Annotated in this window: 14 protein-coding genes, 1 tRNA gene and 1 pseudogene; 15 read left to right on the top strand and 1 reads right to left on the bottom strand. The window is 66.3% G+C overall.

Annotation, left to right across the window (positions count from 1 at the left end; translation table 11 throughout):
* Nucleotides 1–2 precede the first annotated feature (2 nt).
* The 9 genes and pseudogenes from QFZ23_RS01275 (at nt 3) to QFZ23_RS01235 (ending at nt 10,480) form a co-directional block, all read left to right on the top strand.
* Nucleotides 3–1,616 (top strand): aldehyde dehydrogenase (NADP(+)), encoded by a 1,614-nt coding sequence (locus QFZ23_RS01275; protein ID WP_306920151.1) that lies wholly within the window; start codon nt 3–5, stop codon nt 1,614–1,616.
* Nucleotides 1,613–2,941 (top strand): enolase C-terminal domain-like protein, encoded by a 1,329-nt coding sequence (locus QFZ23_RS01270; RefSeq protein ID WP_306920150.1) that lies wholly within the window; start codon nt 1,613–1,615, stop codon nt 2,939–2,941. The genes QFZ23_RS01275 and QFZ23_RS01270 overlap by 4 nt, the downstream gene beginning before the upstream one ends.
* Before the next feature lie 99 nt (nt 2,942–3,040).
* Complete coding sequence (locus tag QFZ23_RS01265) at nt 3,041–3,961, top strand: AEC family transporter (RefSeq protein WP_306920149.1); 921 nt, start codon at nt 3,041–3,043, stop codon at nt 3,959–3,961.
* A gap of 63 nt (nt 3,962–4,024) precedes the next feature.
* Nucleotides 4,025–4,939: pseudogene (locus tag QFZ23_RS23670) on the top strand (DUF222 domain-containing protein); the annotation flags it as partial.
* Nucleotides 4,885–5,991 (top strand): HNH endonuclease signature motif containing protein, encoded by a 1,107-nt coding sequence (locus QFZ23_RS01255; RefSeq protein WP_306926596.1) that lies wholly within the window; start codon nt 4,885–4,887, stop codon nt 5,989–5,991. The pseudogene QFZ23_RS23670 and the gene QFZ23_RS01255, both read left to right, overlap by 55 nt.
* Before the next feature lie 55 nt (nt 5,992–6,046).
* Nucleotides 6,047–7,174, top strand: coding sequence for an L-talarate/galactarate dehydratase (locus QFZ23_RS01250; RefSeq protein ID WP_306920147.1), 1,128 nt, complete (start codon nt 6,047–6,049; stop codon nt 7,172–7,174).
* 10 nt (nt 7,175–7,184) lie between these two features.
* Nucleotides 7,185–7,880, top strand: a complete 696-nt coding sequence (locus tag QFZ23_RS01245) for a FadR/GntR family transcriptional regulator (RefSeq protein ID WP_306920146.1) — start codon at nt 7,185–7,187, stop codon at nt 7,878–7,880.
* Between the two features lie 181 nt (nt 7,881–8,061).
* Nucleotides 8,062–9,417 carry an MFS transporter gene (locus QFZ23_RS01240; RefSeq protein WP_306920145.1) on the top strand — a complete coding sequence of 452 codons (1,356 nt, stop codon included), beginning with the start codon at nt 8,062–8,064 and terminating at the stop codon, nt 9,415–9,417.
* A 268-nt stretch (nt 9,418–9,685) separates the two neighbouring features.
* Nucleotides 9,686–10,480 carry a hypothetical protein gene (locus QFZ23_RS01235; RefSeq protein ID WP_306920144.1) on the top strand — a complete coding sequence of 265 codons (795 nt, stop codon included), beginning with the start codon at nt 9,686–9,688 and terminating at the stop codon, nt 10,478–10,480.
* Between the two features lie 124 nt (nt 10,481–10,604).
* Here the strand turns inward: QFZ23_RS01235 and QFZ23_RS01230 are convergent.
* Nucleotides 10,605–10,687, bottom strand: a tRNA-Leu gene (locus QFZ23_RS01230).
* Between the two features lie 392 nt (nt 10,688–11,079).
* Here QFZ23_RS01230 and QFZ23_RS01225 point away from each other — a divergent pair.
* Genes QFZ23_RS01225 through QFZ23_RS01200 form a run of 6 tightly spaced genes read left to right on the top strand, consistent with a single transcriptional unit; the run spans nt 11,080 to nt 18,874 of the window.
* The gene (locus QFZ23_RS01225) at nt 11,080–11,820 is read left to right on the top strand and encodes an FhaA domain-containing protein (RefSeq protein ID WP_306920143.1); all 741 of its coding nucleotides are present in this window, start codon (nt 11,080–11,082) and stop codon (nt 11,818–11,820) included.
* The gene (locus QFZ23_RS01220) at nt 11,817–12,299 is read left to right on the top strand and encodes an FHA domain-containing protein FhaB/FipA (protein ID WP_087872353.1); all 483 of its coding nucleotides are present in this window, start codon (nt 11,817–11,819) and stop codon (nt 12,297–12,299) included. Before QFZ23_RS01225 ends, QFZ23_RS01220 begins: the two co-directional genes overlap by 4 nt.
* A gap of 2 nt (nt 12,300–12,301) precedes the next feature.
* Complete coding sequence (locus QFZ23_RS01215) at nt 12,302–14,131, top strand: PP2C family protein-serine/threonine phosphatase (RefSeq protein WP_306920142.1); 1,830 nt, start codon at nt 12,302–12,304, stop codon at nt 14,129–14,131.
* A complete protein-coding gene (locus tag QFZ23_RS01210; RefSeq protein WP_306920141.1) occupies nt 14,128–15,576 on the top strand; it encodes an FtsW/RodA/SpoVE family cell cycle protein in 1,449 nt (482 codons plus the stop codon). Before QFZ23_RS01215 ends, QFZ23_RS01210 begins: the two co-directional genes overlap by 4 nt.
* Nucleotides 15,573–17,030: a peptidoglycan D,D-transpeptidase FtsI family protein gene (locus QFZ23_RS01205; RefSeq protein ID WP_306920140.1), complete on the top strand. Its 1,458-nt coding sequence runs from the start codon at nt 15,573–15,575 to the stop codon at nt 17,028–17,030. The genes QFZ23_RS01210 and QFZ23_RS01205 overlap by 4 nt, the downstream gene beginning before the upstream one ends.
* On the top strand, nt 17,027–18,874 hold the full coding sequence (locus QFZ23_RS01200) for a protein kinase domain-containing protein (RefSeq protein WP_306920139.1): 1,848 nt from the start codon (nt 17,027–17,029) through the stop codon (nt 18,872–18,874). The genes QFZ23_RS01205 and QFZ23_RS01200 overlap by 4 nt, the downstream gene beginning before the upstream one ends.

Here is an 18,874-nt window from a genome sequence, read left to right as displayed (position 1 = left end):
TCGTGACCCTCACCGGACACTCCCTGATTGCCGGACAAGCCGTTGCCGGCGAAGGCAAGACCACCTTCGCCTTCAACCCGGCCACCAACGAACAGCTTGAGCCCGCCTACACCCTGCTCACTGAGGAGCAGCTCAAGGCCGCCACGGCCGCGGCCGCCGAGGCCTTCGAGTCCTTCAGCTCGCTTGACCCCGAAACCCACGCCGCATTCCTGGACGCCATCGCGGACAACATCGAAGCCATCGGCGACGAACTGAGCGTCCGCGCCGGCCAAGAGACCGGCCTGCCCGCCGCCCGGCTGCAGGGCGAACGCGCCCGCACCACGGGACAGCTGCGGCTCTTCGCGAATGTCGTCCGCCAGGGCGACTTCCGCGGCGTCCGCATCGACCCCGCACTCCCGGACCGCACGCCCCTGCCGCGCGCTGACATCCGCCAGCGCCAGATCCCGCTGGGCCCTGTCGCCGTCTTCGGCGCTAGCAACTTCCCGCTGGCCTTCTCGACGGCGGGCGGGGACACCGCCTCCGCCCTCGCCGCCGGCTGCCCCGTGGTCTTCAAGGCACACAACGCCCACCCCGGCACCAGCGAACTGGTGGGCCAGGCCATCGCCAAGGCGGTCAAGGACTTCGGTCTCCATCCGGGCGTCTTCTCCCTCATCTACGGCCCGGGCAGCAGCATCGGCCAAGCCCTCGTGGCCGATCCGGCCATCAAGGCCGTCGGTTTCACCGGCTCCCAGAGCGCCGGCATCGCGCTGATGCGCACCGCCGCCGCACGCCCGGAACCCATCCCCGTTTACGCGGAGATGTCCTCCCTCAACCCCGTGTTCGTCTTCCCCGGTGCCCTCAACGGCTCCGCCGAAAAAATCGACGCCCTGGCGCAGCAGTACGTCACCGCCGTCACCGGCAGCTCCGGCCAGCTCTGCACCTCCCCCGGCCTGCTGTTCGCCCCCGCCGGTGAGGCAGGCGACAAACTGGCTGCCGCCGTCGGACGCGCTGTTTCCACATGTGCCGGACAGACGATGCTGACCGCGGGCATCGCCGGTTCCTGGAACTCCGGAACCGAGGCGCTCGGCGCCGCCGAGAACGTGACCGTCGTCGGCACCGGAGCTCCCGGTCCCACCCAGAACGCCCCAGCACCGGCCATCTTCGGCACGGACATCAGCAACTTCATCAGCAACGAGGTCCTGCACGCGGAAATCTTCGGCGCGGCCAGCCTGGTGATCCGCTACTCCTCAGCCGAGGAACTCATCGAGGCCACTAACCGGATTGAGGGGCAGCTCACCGCTTCCCTGCAGCTCACCGAAGAGGACTACCCGACGGCGGCACGCCTGATCCCTGCCCTGGAACAGAAGGTGGGACGCATCATCGTGAACGGCTGGCCCACCGGCGTCGAAGTTGGACACGCCATGGTTCACGGCGGCCCCTTCCCCGCCACGTCTGACACGCGCACCACATCCGTCGGTACGCTGGCAATTAACAGGTTCCTCCGGCCGGTCGCCTACCAGAACCTGCCCCAGGAACTGCTGCCCGCACCGCTCAAGGACGCCAACCCGTGGCAGCTGAACCGCCGGATCGACGGTGACGTGGTCCCCGCCGCAGAGAAAGAGGAGGTCAACGCGTGACCGCCCAGCCGACAATTGCCCGCGTGGAAGTAGTCCCGGTTGCGGGCTATGACAGCATGCTGATGAACCTCAGCGGCGCCCACGGGCCGTTCTTCACCCGGAACGTGGTCATCGTGACGGACTCCGACGGCCGGACCGGCCTCGGCGAGGTGCCCGGCGGAGAGAAGATCCGCACCACCATCGAGGAAGCCGGCAGCCTGATCGCCGGTAAGCCCGTGGCCCGCTACCGCTCCCTGCTCCGCGAAATCGCGGCCGAGTTCGCCGACCGCGACGCCGGCGGCCGTGGCCTGCAGACCTTCGACCTGCGCACCACCGTCCACGCCGTCACCGCCGTCGAATCCGCGCTGCTGGACTTGCACGGCCAGTTCCTTGGCGTCCCCGTGGCAGAACTGTTGGGCGACGGGCAGCAGCGGACGTCCGTGCCCATGCTCGGATACCTGTTCTTCATCGGCGACCACAAGCGGACGGAACTGCCCTACCTGGTGGAGGACGCGCCGTCGGACCGCTGGGAGGAACTGCGCCGCCAGGAGGCAATGACTCCCGAGGCCGTTGTTGCCCTGGCCGAAGCCGCGCAGGAGCGCTACGGCTTCAGTGACTTCAAGCTCAAGGGCGGCGTGCTCTCCGGCGACGACGAGGTGGACGTGGTCACGGCCCTCGCCAAGCGCTTCCCTGATGCCCGCGTCACGCTGGATCCGAACGGCGGCTGGCTGCTCGAGGAGGCCATCCGGCTGGGCAAGCGGATGCAGGGCGTCGTGGCCTACGCCGAGGACCCCTGCGGCGCGGAAGGCCGCTTCTCCGGGCGCGAGGTCATGGCGGAATTCCGCCGCGCCACCGGACTGAAGACGGCCACCAACATGATCGCCACGGACTGGCGGGAGATGTCCCACGCCATCCGCAGCAACGCCGTCGACATTCCACTGGCGGACCCGCACTTCTGGACCATGCACGGCTCGGTCCGCGTGGCGCAGCTGTGCAACGAGTTCGGCCTGACCTGGGGCTCGCACTCGAACAACCATTTCGATATCTCGCTGGCCATGTTCACGCACACCGGTGCGGCAGCACCCGGAGAGATCACAGCGCTGGACACGCACTGGATCTGGCAGGACGGACAAGGCCTCACCAAGAACCCGCTGCAGATCAAGGGCGGCGCCATCGAGGTTCCGGACGCCCCCGGGCTCGGCATCGAACTGGACCGCGGTGCGCTGGACAAGGCGCACCAGCTGTACCTGGAGCACGGACTGGATGCCCGCGACGACAGCATCGGCATGCAGTACTACATCGACGGCTGGTCCTTCGACCCGAAGCGCCCCTGCCTGGTCCGCTAGGGCTGCCGCGGTAGCGCGGTCTCCATCCTCCGCACGGCCGGACCTCCTCGCGCAACGGGAGCCGGCCGTGCGGAATACACATGAATAGAAGGGTCAAGAGTGGGCGGCGTCGTCTCCGGAATACTCATCGTTTCTGCAGTCATCGCCGTCGGTTACCTCGCTGCCAGGTTCCGCGTCCTGGGGCCGGAAGTCCAGGGTGCGTTGACCCGCACCGCCTTCTACATCACCAACCCCGCCCTGCTCTATACCGTGGTGGCCGGCTCGGACATCCGTGCCGCACTCGGAACGGACGCCCCGCTGGCGCTGCTTTCGGCAACGGCGGTGGGGCTTCTTTATTGGCTGCTGAGCTTCCTGTTCTTCCGGCGCCCCGCTGCGGAGACCGCCGTCGGCGCGATGGCCAGCAGCTACGCCAACGCCAACAACATCGGCATTCCGGTCTCGCTGTACGCCGTCGGCACCGCCCAGCACGTGGCCCCGGTGCTCCTGGTGCAGCTCCTGGTCATGGCCCCGTTCTACCTCACGCTCCTGGGGCTGTTCTCCGGTGCCCGGATCTCGTGGAAGAAGGTGCTGTTCCAGCCGCTGTCCAACCCCATGATCATCGCCTCCGCGCTCGGCGTCGTGGTTGCCGTGACTGGCTGGCAGGAACCCGAGCTGCTGCAGAAACCCATCGACATGCTTGCCGGCGGGGCTGTCCCCATGGTGCTTCTCGCCTTTGGCCTGTCGCTCGCCGGGAGGGCGCCGCTGCAGAAGGGCGACGGCCGCACCGAGACGCTTGTGGCCACCTTCCTCAAGATCGCCGGCATGCCGCTCATTGTGTGGCTGCTGGGCCGCTTTCTCTTTGGCCTGGAGGGACAGCACCTGCTGGCCAGCGTGATCATGGCCGCCCTCCCCACCGCGCAGAACGTCTTCCTCTTCGCCTCCCCCTACGGCCGCGGCATGACCGTGGCCCGCGACGTCATCCTCTGCACCACCATCCTGTGCGTTGGAACGCTGCTGGTTGTTGCGTGGGCCGCAGGGTAGCTCCTGATTCTGGCGTTTCCCCGGTCACCTAAGAATGTCAGACCCCGTTGAGATAGTTTTCCTGTGGAAGCCTTTGGGGAGCAGCGAGCGGGTACCGCAGCCGGGACGGATGTCTCCGGCCTGAGTGCCGCTGCTTTGCTGCGGGGCCGCGGGTTACGCAGCGTTCCCGTTGCCGGTTTCCGTTCTGACGCTGTTGTTGACGCTGTTATCAAGGACGCGTCCGACGGCGGTGCTGCCGCCGGCTTTGATGCCGCCAGCCGCTTCGGCGCCGGATTGGAGTCCCCGGCGCTGGCAACCCCTGATTTGGAGGCGGGCCTGGCGCTGTTGGACTCCGCAACCACCGCGGCGCAGGAGGAGCTGGCCGCAGCCAACTTCCTTGAAGCGGCGGACTTCGCTGACCTTGCCGAGGAACTCTCCCGCCGTATCGAGTACCTCCAATTGCTTGCTGCCGCAGCGGTGGACCGGACGCGGACCGAGGCGATCAACGCCGCCGCAACGGCCAGCCGCACGCGCGGCTGGACCACCGGCTGGAACACCGAACCCGCACCCGAACCCGCCACCGGGAGCCTGCCGGCGTGTGCGGTGACCTGGTCCCCGGCCGATGACGGGTCCCGGAACACCGCCGAATTCCTCCGCACCCGGCTCCGGATCAGCACCACCGAAGCCCGCCGCCGCCTCGCCCTCGCCAACGCCACCCTCCCCCGCACCGGACTCGCCGGCCGGCCCATGCCACCCGAACACCAGGAAACCGCCGCCGCCCTCACCGCCGGAATCATCTCCTCCCGCGCCGGAACCATCATCACCACCGCCCTGGACAAAGTCCGCCACATCCCCGACCCCGACGCGATCGCCCACATGGAACACAACCTCACCCACACCGCGATCGAAAACGACCACGACTTCCTCACCCGCATCGCCCACCGCTGGATCAACGCCCTCGACCAGGACGGCACCGAACCCAGCGAAGAAACCCTCCGCCACCGCCAAGGCATCTTCCTCCACCACAAACGCGGCGGCCTGCACCACTTCCAAGTCCACGCCACCACCGACCAATTCGAAGTCCTCACCACCATCATGAACACCGCCACCAACCCCGCACCACCACCCCCAACACCACCCACCGCGGCCCCGACAGCAGCAGCGACAACAGCGCAGGCAACAACAGTGACAGCGGCAGCAACGGCGGCGACAGTGGCAGCGACAGTGGCAGCGGCAGTGGCAGTGACGGCGGCAGTGCCGCCGCAGCCAACCTCGACGCCGTCTTCAACGCCCCCGCCCCGGACCCGGACCTGGACCGCCGCACCCGCCCCCAGCAACTCCTCGACGGCCTCGTCGGCGGCTGCAAGGCAGCCCTCGCCGCCGGCACCCTGCCCACCACCGGCGGACTCCGCCCCCAGGTCATGGTCACCGTCTCCTACCAGGACCTCCTCAACAGCATCCAAACCACCGCAGCACAGGGCCCCCGCTACAACAAAAACCACCCCACCACCCGCCCCGGCACCCGGCCAACAGACAGCACTTGGCAGACCACCGGCAGCGGAACCTTCACCTACACCGGACCCGTCACCGCCTCCACCATCCGCAAAATCGCCTGCGATGCCGACATCATCCCCATACTCCTCGGCACCGAAGGCCGCATCCTCGACATCGGCCGCACCACCCGCATCTTCCCGCCCCACATCCGCAAAGCCCTCACCGCCCGCGACCAAGGCTGTGCCTTCCCCAACTGCACCATCCCCGCCCCCTGGTGCGAAGCCCACCACATCACCTACTGGTCCCAAGGCGGACCCACCAGCACCGACAACGGAGTCCTCCTCTGCACCCACCACCACCTCATCCACAAAGAACAGTGGAAATCCACGTCAAAAACGGGACCCACTGGTTCATCCCGCCACCCCACATCGACCCCCGCCAACAACCCCGACAAAACCACCACCACAGAACATGAACCGGAGGACGCCGCCGCGGCCTGGCCGGCACAAAGCAAAGGGCAGCGTCGGCGGAACGTGAGTCACTTGTACTACAAGTGACTAACTTGTATCCTAGGTAAGCGGGCGATGTTGCCCCTACTTCCCAAGGAGAACCATGAGTACCGTCGATCTCATCCGGCACGTCAAACTGTCCACCGCCCGCCTTCCGCTGGCTGTCCCGATCAGCGACGCGAAGGTGTTCACGGGCCGCCAGAAGCCCATGACGGAGGTCGTTTTCCTCTTCGCTGAGATCACCACCGAACAGGGCCACACCGGCCTCGGCTTCAGCTACTCCAAGCGTGCCGGCGGCCCCGCCCAGTATGCCCATGCAAAGGAAGTGGCCGAAGGAATCATCGGCGAGGACCCCAACGACATCGGCAAGCTCTACACCAAGCTGCTCTGGGCCGGCGCTTCGGTGGGCCGTTCCGGTGTCGCCACCCAGGCCCTTGCCGCCATCGACATCGCCCTCTACGACCTCAAGGCCAAGCGTGCCGGCCTCCCCCTGGCCAAGCTCCTGGGCTCCTACCGCGACTCCGTCCAGACCTACAACACCTCCGGCGGTTTCCTGAACGCCACCCTCGACGAGGTGAAGGCCCGCGCCACGCAGTCAGTCGAAGAGGGCATCGGCGGCATCAAGATCAAGGTCGGACTCCCGGACACCAAGGAGGACCTGCGCCGAGTCGCCGGCATCCGCGAACATATCGGCTGGGATGTACCGCTCATGGTCGACGCCAACCAGCAGTGGGACCGCGCCACGGCACTGCGCATGGGCCGCCAGCTCGAAGAGTTCAACCTCATCTGGATCGAAGAGCCGCTGGACGCCTACGACTTCGAGGGCCACGCCCACCTCGCGCAGGTGCTGGACACGCCCATCGCCACCGGCGAAATGCTCGCCTCCGTGGCCGAGCACAAGGGCCTCATCGCCGCCAACGGTTGCGACATCGTCCAGCCCGACGCCCCGCGCGTCGGCGGCATCACCCAGTTCCTCCGTCTGGCGGCCCTCGCAGACGAACGAGGCCTGGGCCTGGCCCCGCACTTCGCCATGGAAATCCACCTGCACCTGGCCGCCGCCTACCCGCGCGAACCGTGGGTGGAACACTTCGACTGGCTGGACCCGCTGTTCAACGAACGCCTCGAAACCAAGGACGGCCGCATGATCGTTCCGGACCGCCCGGGCCTTGGTGTCAGCCTCAGCGATCAGGCCCGCGCGTGGACCACCGAGACGGCGGAATTCGGCGCGTAACCTTGAATCCATGAGCCGGAACCTGACCGCGGACCTCGCCGCCGATCTTCGCACCCGCATTGTCGACGGCGTCATCCAGCCCGGTGAGAAGCTTCCGAGCGAAAACACCCTCATCGGCGAGTTCGGCGTCAGCCGGACGGTCGTCCGGGCCGCGCTCACGCGGCTCCAGGCAGAGGGTCTCGTGGAAACCGAACGCGGGCGGGGCAGCTTCGCGCTGACCCCGCCCACGGGAAGTCCGACGCCGGGCCAGCCCACCAGGGCTGTGGTCACCGCCGAGGACCGGCTGCATCTGCTGGAATTCCGGATCGGCGTCGAAACCGAAGCGGCGGCGCTAGCTGCCGGAAACCGGACAGAGCGGCAGCTGAACGCCATGCGGCAGGCGCTGGCGGAATTCACGGACAGCGGCGAGCACCCTGCACACGCGATGAAGGCGGACTTTGAGTTCCACAGGGCCGTCGCCGCTGCCTCGGGAAACCCCTTCTACACGGACTGCCTGGCCTCGCTGGGCCAGACGATGATTGCCATGCCGCGAACCCGACTGATGACCGGCGTCGAGCATTACGCCCGCGACCACTTCGAACAGGTGGTCCATGAGCACGGGTCCATTTTCGCCGCCATCGCAGACAGCGACGGAGCCGCAGCGTCTGCAGCAATGCGCAATCACCTTGCCAACTCTCGCCGCAGGCTCCGGGCCGGGCGCGAGTAGGAGGGTGAGCAGCAAGGATGCCGCAGTAGTTCCCTGCGGGTATCACGCCATGCAATATGCGTGTTGGACGGGCATGAACCTGCTGCCTACAGTTAATTACGTGCTGTGGCGAGGACCACAATAGCCTGCCCCGTAGTCCCCACAGCGTGATCTTGCTGCTCTATCAAAGAGGATTCCCCCCATGCAGTCTGTAGACACCGCTGTCACGGATCTGGCTTCGGCCATGAAGAAGTTTTTCCGGCGCGTGCTGCCCGTCATGCTGGTCATGCTCGTGTGCAACCAGCTGAACCGGTCCAACATCGGCTACGCCCAGGACCATCTGCAGGCTGACGTCGGCATCGGTGCCGCGGCCTACGGCTTCGGCGCCGGGCTGTTCTTCATTGCCTACGCCATTTTCGAGCTTCCGAGCAACGTCATGATGGAAAAGTACGGCGCCAAGATCTGGCTGACCCGGATCATGGTCAGCTGGGGCATCGTGTCCTTCCTCATGGCCTTCGTTCAAAACGAGATGATGTTCTACGTTCTGCGGTTCCTGCTGGGTGCTGCGGAAGCCGGCTTCTTCCCCGCCGTCATCTTCTACTTCGCCCGCTGGGTGCCCGCCGGCCAGCGCGGCAAGGCGACCGCTGTCTTCATCGCCGGATCATCGGTGGCAGCCGCCCTTTCCGGCCCCATCGCCGGACTGCTCCTGAGCCTGCACGACGTCCTGGGCCTGCGCGGCTGGCAGTGGCTGTTCGGTTTCGAAGGCGTGCTCTCCGTCGTCGTCGGCATCATCGTGTTCTTCTTCCTCGACGCGAAGATCCAGGATGCCAGGTGGCTCACGGCCGGCGAGAAGTCGGCTCTCACCGCAACAATCGACCAGGAGGACGCCCAGCACACCAAGGCCGCAGGCGGCAAGGTCAACCGCTGGAAGATGCTCCTGAACCCGCAGATTCTCCTGCTGTGCGGCATCTACTTCTCGGTGCAGCTCTCCATCTACGCGAACACATTCTGGCTGCCGACCATCGTCAAGCAGATCCCCGGCACCACGGACCTGAGCGTCGGCTTCCTCTCCTCCATCCCCTGGGTGTGCGCCGTCTTCGCCATGTACTTCGCGGCCAAGTGGCAGGACAAGGCAAAGTCCAAGCGCCCGCTGCTGGTCGCCGCACTCCTCGTGGCCGCCGTCGGCACCCTCGCGGCGGCCGTCGCTACTCCGGTCCTTGCGCTGGTGTTCCTGGCCATCGCGGCCATGGGCTTCAAGAGCGCGTCACCGCTGTTCTGGACCATCCCGCAGTCGGCCCTGCACCCGCTGGTCCTCGCTCCCGCCATCGCCATCATCAATTCCCTGGGCAACCTCGGCGGCTTCGTGGCACCGTTCGGGTTTGGCATCATCAAAGAACAGACCGGAAGCGTGGTCCCCGGCCTGTTCGCCCTGGCGGCAGCGTCAACCGTGGCAGCCATCCTGGTGTACTTCCTCAAGGAGCGGAAGCCGGCCTCCGACGTTGCGGAGAAGGCATCGGCGCCCGAGGCAACACGGATGGAGCCGTCAACGGCGAAGTAGGCCATCCACAGTCAACAGGTGTCCAACGCTCTGGAGGACTATCGGGCGACAGACTATCGGGGCGGGTGTCGGAATTCCGGCACCCGCCCCGGCTTGGTCTGTCTTGGGCTCTGGTGTCGGCCGCCCCTGCCGCCGTACGCTCGGAGCAACCGTGCGGCCGGGGGAATCGGCACGGCCAACTTTCTCGCCATCGGTCCCCTGCCTGGCGGTTTCCGGGACAGACCCGCAAAAACGCGGGTCAGCCGGCACACGGAACGGGGATCCACTCATGCCACGAAGCATTGCGCCAATCTCCCTCGCCGCAGCAGCGGCCATTTTCCTCGCGGGCTGCGGCGGACCCGCTCCCTCAAGCACGGCAGAGCCGTCGAGCAACGCAGCCGCTTCGAGTGACGCAGCGCCCTCCAGCGCTACACCTGAAACAAGTACGACGGCGGAACCATCCCCCGCGTCCGCCGCACCAACATCAGCGGCGAAGGCCTACACCAACGAGGACCTCACCGCGATCGTCACAGGACTCAAGGACGCGCAGGGACGGGCCCTGACCGTGGTGCCCGCCGCCCAGGTGGACCAGGGGCTCATCGTCGCCCGGGAACTGCTCAAGAACGCCGTCATCACGCCGAAGGCCTGCGGAGTGCTGGCGGACAACAACACCCAGGTTCCCGAAGGCAGCACCTACGCTGCGGGCGCAAGCCTGGCGGCAGAAGCCAAAACTGCCACGATCGTGACAGTTTTCGCGGTCAAGGACCCCGCCGTCATGACAACCCAGTTCGACAAGAGCGAGGCAGCGGTCCGCGACTGCTCAACCTATACGTTCGAATTGAAGGGGCAGAAAATCACAAGTGCAATGAAGCCGGTCGATTTCGCCGTGGAAGCTGACAAATCGGTAAGTGCCCTGCAAACCCAGACCCTCCCCACCGGCCAGAAGCAAGCCGTCCTCACCGTTACGGGCGTTAAGGGCACGCTGGCCGCCACCGCGGTGAAAACCGGGGCCTCTGGGGCCGTCACCGCAAGTGCGGCACCAGAACTCGCCAAGCTCGTCAACGACGCACTGGCCGCTGGCTGACTGACCGGCCGGCCACCGATGGCAGCCTGCCGGCTGAAACCCGCGCCCTGGCGACTGACGGCCGACAGGCGCTGAAACAAGAAAGAACCCCGGGAAATCATCGATTTCCCGGGGTTCTGCTGCGTGCGCGAGGGGGGATTTGAACCCCCACGCCCTTTCGGACACTGGCACCTGAAGCCAGCGCGTCTGCCGTTCCGCCACTCGCGCGCAACTTCTTCCACTCGGCCCAACCGGAATCCGGTTTCGTACCTCGTAAAAGCAGCGAGATCAAGCATAACGGACATTCCCCGCAAATTCCTAATCGGGGTATCGCGGCCATTTTGCGCCGTGGTTTTCCCAGGCGCGGACACGGATGCCAGGATCCCAAAGCCACGGCCGAGGGACGATTCCCGCCTGTGATCGCGCCCACATTAGATGGGGGAACGTGAACGAATCGGGTTCCCGGCGCGTTGTGGATTAAGGTCTTTCGCAGACGTGGCAAGTAGTATCGGATACATAGGGGCCCGCTTCCGGCGGGCACGGTGTTTTGTTGTGACTGCGTTGCCAGAATGACTTCCACGGGACGAGCCGTCCCTCAGCAGCAAGGAAAGGAGAAGACCATGGGTTTGCTGGACAAGGTCGAACGCGGCATTGAAAAGGCCGTCCGCGGCGTCTTCTCCACCGGCTCCAAAGCCCAGGTCGAGCCCGTGGAAATCGCGAGCCGCCTCCGCCGCGAAGTGGACCACAAGACCATCACCATCGCTGCCGGCCGCACCTTGGTGCCCAACGTCTTCGATGTTCTCCTGAGTGACGAGGACTTCCAGCGCGCCCAGGAGTGGGGAACGCCGCTGGCCGAGGAACTCTGCGACGTCGTCATCAACCACGTCCGCAGCCAGGGGTACATCCTCCAGGGGCCGGTCCGCATCTCATTCCGCCGGGACGAATCCCACCGGCCAGGCGACTTCGAGATCACCTCAAAGACCGAAAAGTCCTCCGGTTCGGCGCCGGCCGCCCCGCGGGCAAACGTGCCGGCAGCGCCAAGCCGCCAGCCGGTCCGCCTGCAGCCCGTCCTGGACATCGACGGGCAGCGGTATTCACTGAATGCGCCCTCAGTCGTCCTGGGCCGTTCATCAGAGGCTGACATCCTGGTGGACGACACCGGAGTCTCCCGCCGGCATCTGGAAATCCAGACCCACGGCGGAACGACCACCGCCGTCGACCTGGGCTCCACCAACGGCAGCTACGTCAACGGACACAAAGTGGCCGGCAGCATGGAGCTCACCGACGGCTCCACCATCACGATGGGACGGACCAAAATCATCTTCCGCCTCCTGCCCGCCAACAATGGCGGCCGCCCATGAGCGAACTGACCATCACGGCCCTGCGCTTCGGGTTCCTGCTTCTTCTTTGGGTCCTCATCTTCAGCATCGTCTCCGCAATGCGGCGCGACCTCATGATCGGCCGCAAGGCCGCCACCGGGGCCCCCACGGCACGGCAGGTGCGGAAGAATCCCGAACTCGCCGAACCGGCTCCCGCGCCGGCCAGGCAGCAGGCCCGCCAACTGGTGGTCACCGAAGGCCCGCTCAAGGGCCGTACGGTCCCCCTGGCTGCCAGCCCCATCCTGCTGGGGCGGGCGCAGGAGGCTACGCTGGTACTTGAAGATGACTACGCTTCCGGCAGGCATGCCCGGCTTTTTCCACAGGGAAGCCGCTGGTTCATCGAGGACCTCGGATCCACCAACGGCACGTATCTGGCCGACCAGCAGCTCACCAGGGCCCTGCCCGTGGACCTTGGTGTACCCGTGAGAATCGGCAAGACGGTCATTGAATTGAGGCCGTAGCCATGGCCGCTCCGGACATGCCCGCGGGCGAGGTGCCAGCCTCGTCTCGGCCCCTCATCCTGCGCTATGCGGCGCGCTCTGACGTCGGCCGCATCCGCGCGAAGAACGACGACTCCGCCTACGTGGGCCGGCACCTGGCCGTCGTGGCGGACGGCATGGGCGGACACGCCGGCGGTGATGTTGCTTCCGCCGCCACTGTCCTGGACATGATCCACCTGGACACCGACGACTATGATGACGACGCCGGCACCGTGCTGGCCGACGAGATCCAGACCGCCAACTCGCTGCTCTCGGAACTCGTCCACATCAATCCCAAGCTGGCGGGCATGGGCACCACCGTGACTGCCCTGCTGCTGGCTGAGGGCAAACTTCATTTCGCCCACATTGGCGATTCCCGCGCCTACCGCCTGCGCGACGGCGAGTTCGAACAGATCAGCATTGACCACACGTTCGTTCAGCGCCTCATCGACGAAGGCCGGCTGCGCCCCGAAGAAGCGGAAACCCACCCGCACAAGAACGTCCTGATGCGCGTCCTTGGTGACGTCGATGCCAGCCCCGAGCTTGACCTCGCCACGATCGAGGTGCAGCCTGGAGAGCGCTGGCTGCTCTGCTCCGACGGCCTGAACTACGTGGCCGGCCACGTTGTGGAACGCACCGTGCGGGAAACGCCGGATCTCCGCGAATGCGTCGAGACACTCGTTGACCTCACCCTGGAGGCAGGCGCGCCGGACAACGTCACCGTAGTCATGGTGGAAATCGTGGAGGAAACGCCCGACGACGTCAGTACCGCCGCCGTCGACATCGTGCCTGACGCCGGACAACCGGAAGCGATTACCGGGACAAAGGCTGCGGCCCCAGCTGCTGCTCCCGATGCTCCTACTGCCGAGCCCGCCACCGGGGCGCCAGGTCCTGTGCCGGGCGCCGTGCCAACAGCTTCGGCACCGGCTGATTCGACGCCAGGCTCCACGCCTCCTCCCACCCCGCCGGCCGGGGCGCCCGCCTCCGCCAGCTCCCTGCCTGACCCGGCATCCGGGCCCGAGGCGGCAGGAGAGAGTGCCGGCAAGCCGTCCAACGAACCGGCGACCAACACAGATCCCCACCTGGGCGAACATCTTTCCGCGGAGGTGCTGCGCGAGGAGCTTTCGTCCCGGCCGCACATCCTCGTGGGCGCAGCCGTTGCTGCAGCCGAAACCGGCTCCATCCCCACCATTGCCGGCCGCACAGTCGCGCGCCGCGCGGCCACGGTCCTGACCCACAAGTCGGATCAGGCACGCGAGGAGGCTGACGAGTTCACGCCGGCCAGGCGTCCACGCCGCTGGCTCACCCTGGGAATCGCGGGCGCCGCGCTCTTGGTCCTCGCCGTCGGTCTCTGGCTCGGTTACGCCTGGACCCAGACGCGCTATTACATTGGTGAGTTCGACCAGCGGGTGGCCATCTTCAATGGGGTGTCCCAGCGCCTCGGGCCCATACAGCTCTCCACCCTGGAAGCGGTCACCGACATCAAAATGGACTCGCTGCCCCAGTTCTCGCAGCAGCGGGTCCGCCAGACGGTCCCCGCGCGGGATCTCTACGATGCCCAACGCATCGTCAAGAACCTCGAGCGCACGGGAAGCACCGCGCCTTCGGATGAGTGCCTGACTCCATCGCCGACGGCGACAGCTTCGGCCACGGCTAAGGCGACAGCCACGACCAAGGCCTCGGCCACCCCGAAGCCAACGGCCACGGCGTCCCCGAAGGCGACGTCAACCGCCAAACCGACGGCATCTCCAACCGCAACAGCCGGAGCCTCGGCAACACCCACCCCAACCGCAACCTGTGAGGGGGGCCAATGAGCCACGCCGACACCATGCCCAAACCCCGGCGCAACGTTGAACTGCTGTTGCTCGTGCTCGCCCTGTCGGTCAGCATCGGCGCCAACGCACTTATCAGCATCGATGAGCAGACGTCACTGGACACCGACTTCTGGTTCCAGTCCAGCCTGCTCGCCGTCGCATCCCTCGTGTTCCATGTGGTTCTCCGGCTCCGGGCCAAATATGCCGATCCGGTAATACTTCCGTTGGTGGTTGCCCTCAACGGCCTCGGCCTGGCGATGATCCACCGCCTTGATGCCCCGGGCGACGACACCGGCAACAACCAGCTACGGTGGACCGTCATTGCCATGGCCGTGGCCATCGCCGTGATCTGGTTCCTCAAGGACCACCGCGTCCTGCGCCGCTTCACGTACATTTCCCTTGCCGTCAGTGCCCTGCTCCTGATCCTGCCCCTGGTCCCCGGCATCTCCGCCGGTGAAATCCTCGGCGCCCGGGTCTGGATCCGCCTCGGTCCGATGACGTTCCAGCCGGGTGAAGTCGCCAAAATCACCCTCGCCATATTCTTTGCCGGATATCTTTCCTCGAACCGCGACCTCATCATGCTTGCCGGACGCAAGATCGGCCCCATGCAGTTCCCTCGTTTCAAGGACATGGGACCCATGATCACCGCCTGGCTCGTAAGCATCGGCGTGCTGATCTTCCAGCGCGACCTCGGATCCTCCGTGCTGTTCTTCGGCCTGTTCATCGTGATGATTTACGTCGCCACCAGCCGCATCAGCTGGGTGGTCATCGGCCTCACCCTGATCCTCGGCGGCGGTTTCGTGGCGTCCAAGGTCTTTTCGCACGTTGCCCTGCGCATCGACAGCTGGCTCAATGCCTTTACCGAAGAAGTCTTCGGGCGTTCTCCCGGCGGCAGCGGCCAGATCGTGGAAGGCCTGTTCGGCATGGCCAGCGGCGGACTCGTGGGCACCGGCCTCGGACAGGGCCGGCCCAACCTGGTCCCGTTCGCCAACAGCGACATGATCATCGCCTCCTTCGGCGAGGAACTGGGCCTGATCGGCCTCTTCGCCATCGTGATGATGTACCTCCTGCTTTTCACCCGCGGTTTCCGCGCGGCCCTCGGCACCCGCGACGCCTTCGGCAAGCTCTTGGCCTGCGGCCTGTCTTTCGCGGTGGCGCTGCAGTGCTTCGTGGTGATCGGCGGCGTCACGCGGCTGATCCCGCTGACCGGGCTCACCACGCCGTTCCTGGCCGCGGGTGGTTCCTCCTTGCTGGCCAACTGGATCATTGTGGGCCTGCTGCTGATGATCTCGCACACGGCCCGCGGCCCGGTGGACACGTCGCCGATGCAGCCCGGCCGGACACCTGAGGCACAGAAGCCGGCGCCCGTCGCAGGAGGCCGGCAGGACCGGAATGCCACCCAGACCCTCCCAGACGCTCCCACCGAGGCGGTGAAACACCTGTGAACCAGGCCATTCGACATTCATGGATCGCCGCGATCGCCATGTTCGCCCTGATTTTCGGTGCGATCAGCTACGTCCAGGTGGTCGGCGCGGACGAGCTCAAGGCCAACCCGTGGAACAGGCGGGCCATCCTGCAGAACTACTGCAATGATCGCGGCGCGATCCTCGTGGGCGGCTCTGCCATCGCCGAATCCGTGCCGGGCAATGAATCCTGCAAGTTCCAGCGCAAGTACAACCAGCCCGAGCTGTATGCCGGGCTGACCGGATACTTCTCCCGGAGCTACGGGGTCACCGGCCTCGAAGGCGCCATGGATGCCCAGCTGGCCGGAAGTTCGGACCAGCTGTTCTTCGACCGGATCGGGCAGCTCTTCCTGGGCAACCAGCCCAAGGGTGCATCCGTTGAGCTGACCATTGACCCCAAGATCCAGAAGCTGGCGTACGACCTCATCCCGGACGGCCAGCGGGGGTCGATCGTGGTGACCGATCCCAAGACGGGCAACATCCTGGCCATGGTCAGCAAGCCGTCCTATGATCCCAACCTCATCGCCACCCAGGACGTCGCCAAGGAACAGGCTGCCTACAACGAGGCCATCAAGGTCCCGGGCGTCAACCTGAACCCCTCGGTCAGCGGCCCCACGGGCGCCCTGCTGGCACCAGGCTCGGTGTTCAAGCTGGTGGACACGGCAGCAGCCCTGAACTCCGGCAAGTACAACGCCGACAGCGTGCTGCCCAACCCGGCCCAGATGAGCTTCCCGGGCATCCAGTACCAGCTGCCCAACTATGCCGGCGGCAACTGCTACACCCGGAACACGGCCAGCTTTGCGTTCGCGCTGCAGCAGTCCTGCAACACGCCGTTCGCGAGGATTGCCTTGGACCTGGGCCAGAAAGCCATCGGCGACCAGGCCGCAAAGTTCGGGTTCGGCCAGGACCTTGGCGACCAGCTTAAACTGGACTACGCCAACAAGCCGTTCCCGGAGGAGGAGCTGGATCAGGCCGGATTGGCGCAGTCGGCCATCGGCCAGCGCGACGTCCGTGCGACGCCGCTCCAGATCGCACTGATGACCTCGGCCATTGCCAACGGCGGAGTGCAGATGGCTCCGAACCTCATCAAGGCAGTCCGTTCCCCGGACCTCAGGGTCATCGACGAACCGAAGCCGGTGGCTTTGCGGACCTCGACGACGCCGGAGATCGCCGGACAGATCACCGACTGGATGACCAGCGTGGTCAACGAAGGCATCGCCTCGGGGGCCGGCGTTCCCGGTGTCCAAGTCGCCGGCAAGACCGGCACCGCCGAGCTTGGGAACGGCCTGAACAACTCTTGGTTTACGGGGTTCGCCCCGGCTAACGATCCGCAAGTGTCCGTCACCGTCGTCATGCAGGGCGTGGACATCACCACCGGAGCACAGCTAACCAGTCCGAACGCAAAGAAGATTTTTGAGGCGGTGTTGAATAAGTGAGGCCTACATCGGGAATCACCCTCGGCGGCAGATTCCAGTTGACCACGCGTATTGCGATCGGCGGCATGGGTGAAGTCTGGAAGGCCAAGGACCAGATCCTGGGCCGGATCGTGGCCATCAAGGTACTCAAAGAGGAGTACACGGGCGACCCCGGATTCCTCCAGCGGTTCCGCGCTGAAGCCCGTCACACCGCCCTCCTCAACCACGTGGGCATCGCCAACGTCTTCGACTACGGCGAGGAGGAAGGCTCCGCCTACCTGGTGATGGAGCTGGTCCCCGGCCAGCCGCTGAGCAGCATCATCGAGCACGAGCAGGTCCTCTCACCTGACCGCACGCTGTCCATCATGGCGCAGACGGCGCGGGCACTGTCCGTGGCCCACGCCCAAGGCCTGGTGCACCGTGACATCAAGCCCGGAAACCTGCTGATCATGCCGGATGGGCGGGTCAAGGTCACCGACTTCGGCATCGCACGCCTCGCGGACCAGGTGCCGCTGACCCAGACCGGCCAGGTCATGGGCACCGCCCAGTACCTCGCCCCCGAACAGGCCACCGGCCAGACCGCCACGGGCGCCTCGGACATCTACTCGCTCGGCGTGATCGGCTATGAGTGCCTCACCGGGCACCGGCCGTTCTCCGGCGAATCCCAGATCGCCATCGCCCTGGCACAGGTCAACGACGCGCCGCCGCCCCTGCCGGAGTCGCTGCCCAAGCCGGTCCGCGCGCTCCTGATGTCCATGCTGGCCAAGGATCCGAAGAACCGCCCGGCCAACGCCATCAAGCTGGCTGAGGCGGCAGAGGCCATCCGCAACGGTGACATCTCTGCTGCCCACGCGGCCGTCCCCGGCATGCTCCTGTACGAAGGCGGCACCGGCGCCATGACGGCACCGGTGAATATCGCCACCGCACCGACCGGCGTGATCGGCTCGGAGAAGAACCCGGCGGCGGCAACCTCCGCTCTGCCTGTGCTTGGCGCAGCGGCCGCGGGTGCTGCCGCCGGCGGGGCAGCGGCTGCAGCCGCCGGAGACCCGGACGCCGCCCGCACGCGGGCGGGGAGCACGCTCTCGCGTGCCGATGCCCTGGCGGCCGAGCGCACTTGGGACCAGGAACCGGAACAGTACGACAACGAACCCGAGGATGAACCCGAGCGGCGGAAACGCAGCCCGTGGACGTGGCCGCTGATCGCCCTGATCCTGCTGGTGCTGTTCGCCGTCGTCGGTATCCTCCTGAGCCAGGCGGGCTTCCTGTTCCCGGGCCAGAGCCCTGCTGCCACCACGTCGAGCACACCCAGCCGCAGCGTGAGCACCAGTGCCACGCCCACGCCTACCCAGACCTCGGAGACGCCGACGCCGACCCCCACACCAACTCCCACGCGGACGACTCCCCAGGCCATCAACGTGATCCCGGAGGCGTACCTCGGCAAGCAGTTCAGCGAGGTCCGCACCGAACTGATCGCTCTCGGCCTCAAGGTTAACGGCAAGGAGGTGTTCAACCCTGCCACTCCCGGCACGGTCACGGACCTCAACCCGTCGGGCCCGCTGCAGGCCGGTGACACCGTCACGGTCACTTACTCCAAGGGCCCGGAACAGATCAAGGTCCCGGACATCAGCACGGGCAGCAGTGAGACCGAAGTTCAGTCAGCCATCGAGAAGGCCGGCCTGCGCTGGCAAAAGGGCGCCGATGAGGCCGGCGAGCCGGGCCAGGACGCCGGAACGTTTGTCCGCTCCGAGCCCGACAGTGGCCGGGAGGTCGCCGCCGGATCGGTCGTGACCTACCACCTGTCCCAGGCGCTGATTCCCACACCCACCCCCACGCCAACTCCAAGCGGCTCGCCGACTGGAAGATAA

Origin of the sequence: Arthrobacter globiformis (assembly GCF_030818015.1) — a bacterium.
GTDB lineage: Bacteria > Actinomycetota > Actinomycetes > Actinomycetales > Micrococcaceae > Arthrobacter > Arthrobacter globiformis_C.
Note: the sequence above shows the minus strand (reverse complement) of the source record. Positions and strands in the feature narration are given on the sequence as shown.

What these genes read in the sequence shown, in the direction of transcription:
- QFZ23_RS01215 (WP_306920142.1), top strand. Translation starts at nt 12,302, where the DNA reads ATGGCCGCTCCGGACATGCCCGCGGGCGAGGTGCCAGCCTCGTCTCGG.
- QFZ23_RS01225 (WP_306920143.1), top strand. Translation starts at nt 11,080, where the DNA reads ATGGGTTTGCTGGACAAGGTCGAACGCGGCATTGAAAAGGCCGTCCGC.
- QFZ23_RS01210 (WP_306920141.1), top strand. Translation starts at nt 14,128, where the DNA reads ATGAGCCACGCCGACACCATGCCCAAACCCCGGCGCAACGTTGAACTG.
- QFZ23_RS01235 (WP_306920144.1), top strand. Translation starts at nt 9,686, where the DNA reads ATGCCACGAAGCATTGCGCCAATCTCCCTCGCCGCAGCAGCGGCCATT.
- QFZ23_RS01250 (WP_306920147.1), top strand. Translation starts at nt 6,047, where the DNA reads ATGAGTACCGTCGATCTCATCCGGCACGTCAAACTGTCCACCGCCCGC.
- QFZ23_RS01220 (WP_087872353.1), top strand. Translation starts at nt 11,817, where the DNA reads ATGAGCGAACTGACCATCACGGCCCTGCGCTTCGGGTTCCTGCTTCTT.
- QFZ23_RS01240 (WP_306920145.1), top strand. Translation starts at nt 8,062, where the DNA reads ATGCAGTCTGTAGACACCGCTGTCACGGATCTGGCTTCGGCCATGAAG.
- QFZ23_RS01245 (WP_306920146.1), top strand. Translation starts at nt 7,185, where the DNA reads ATGAGCCGGAACCTGACCGCGGACCTCGCCGCCGATCTTCGCACCCGC.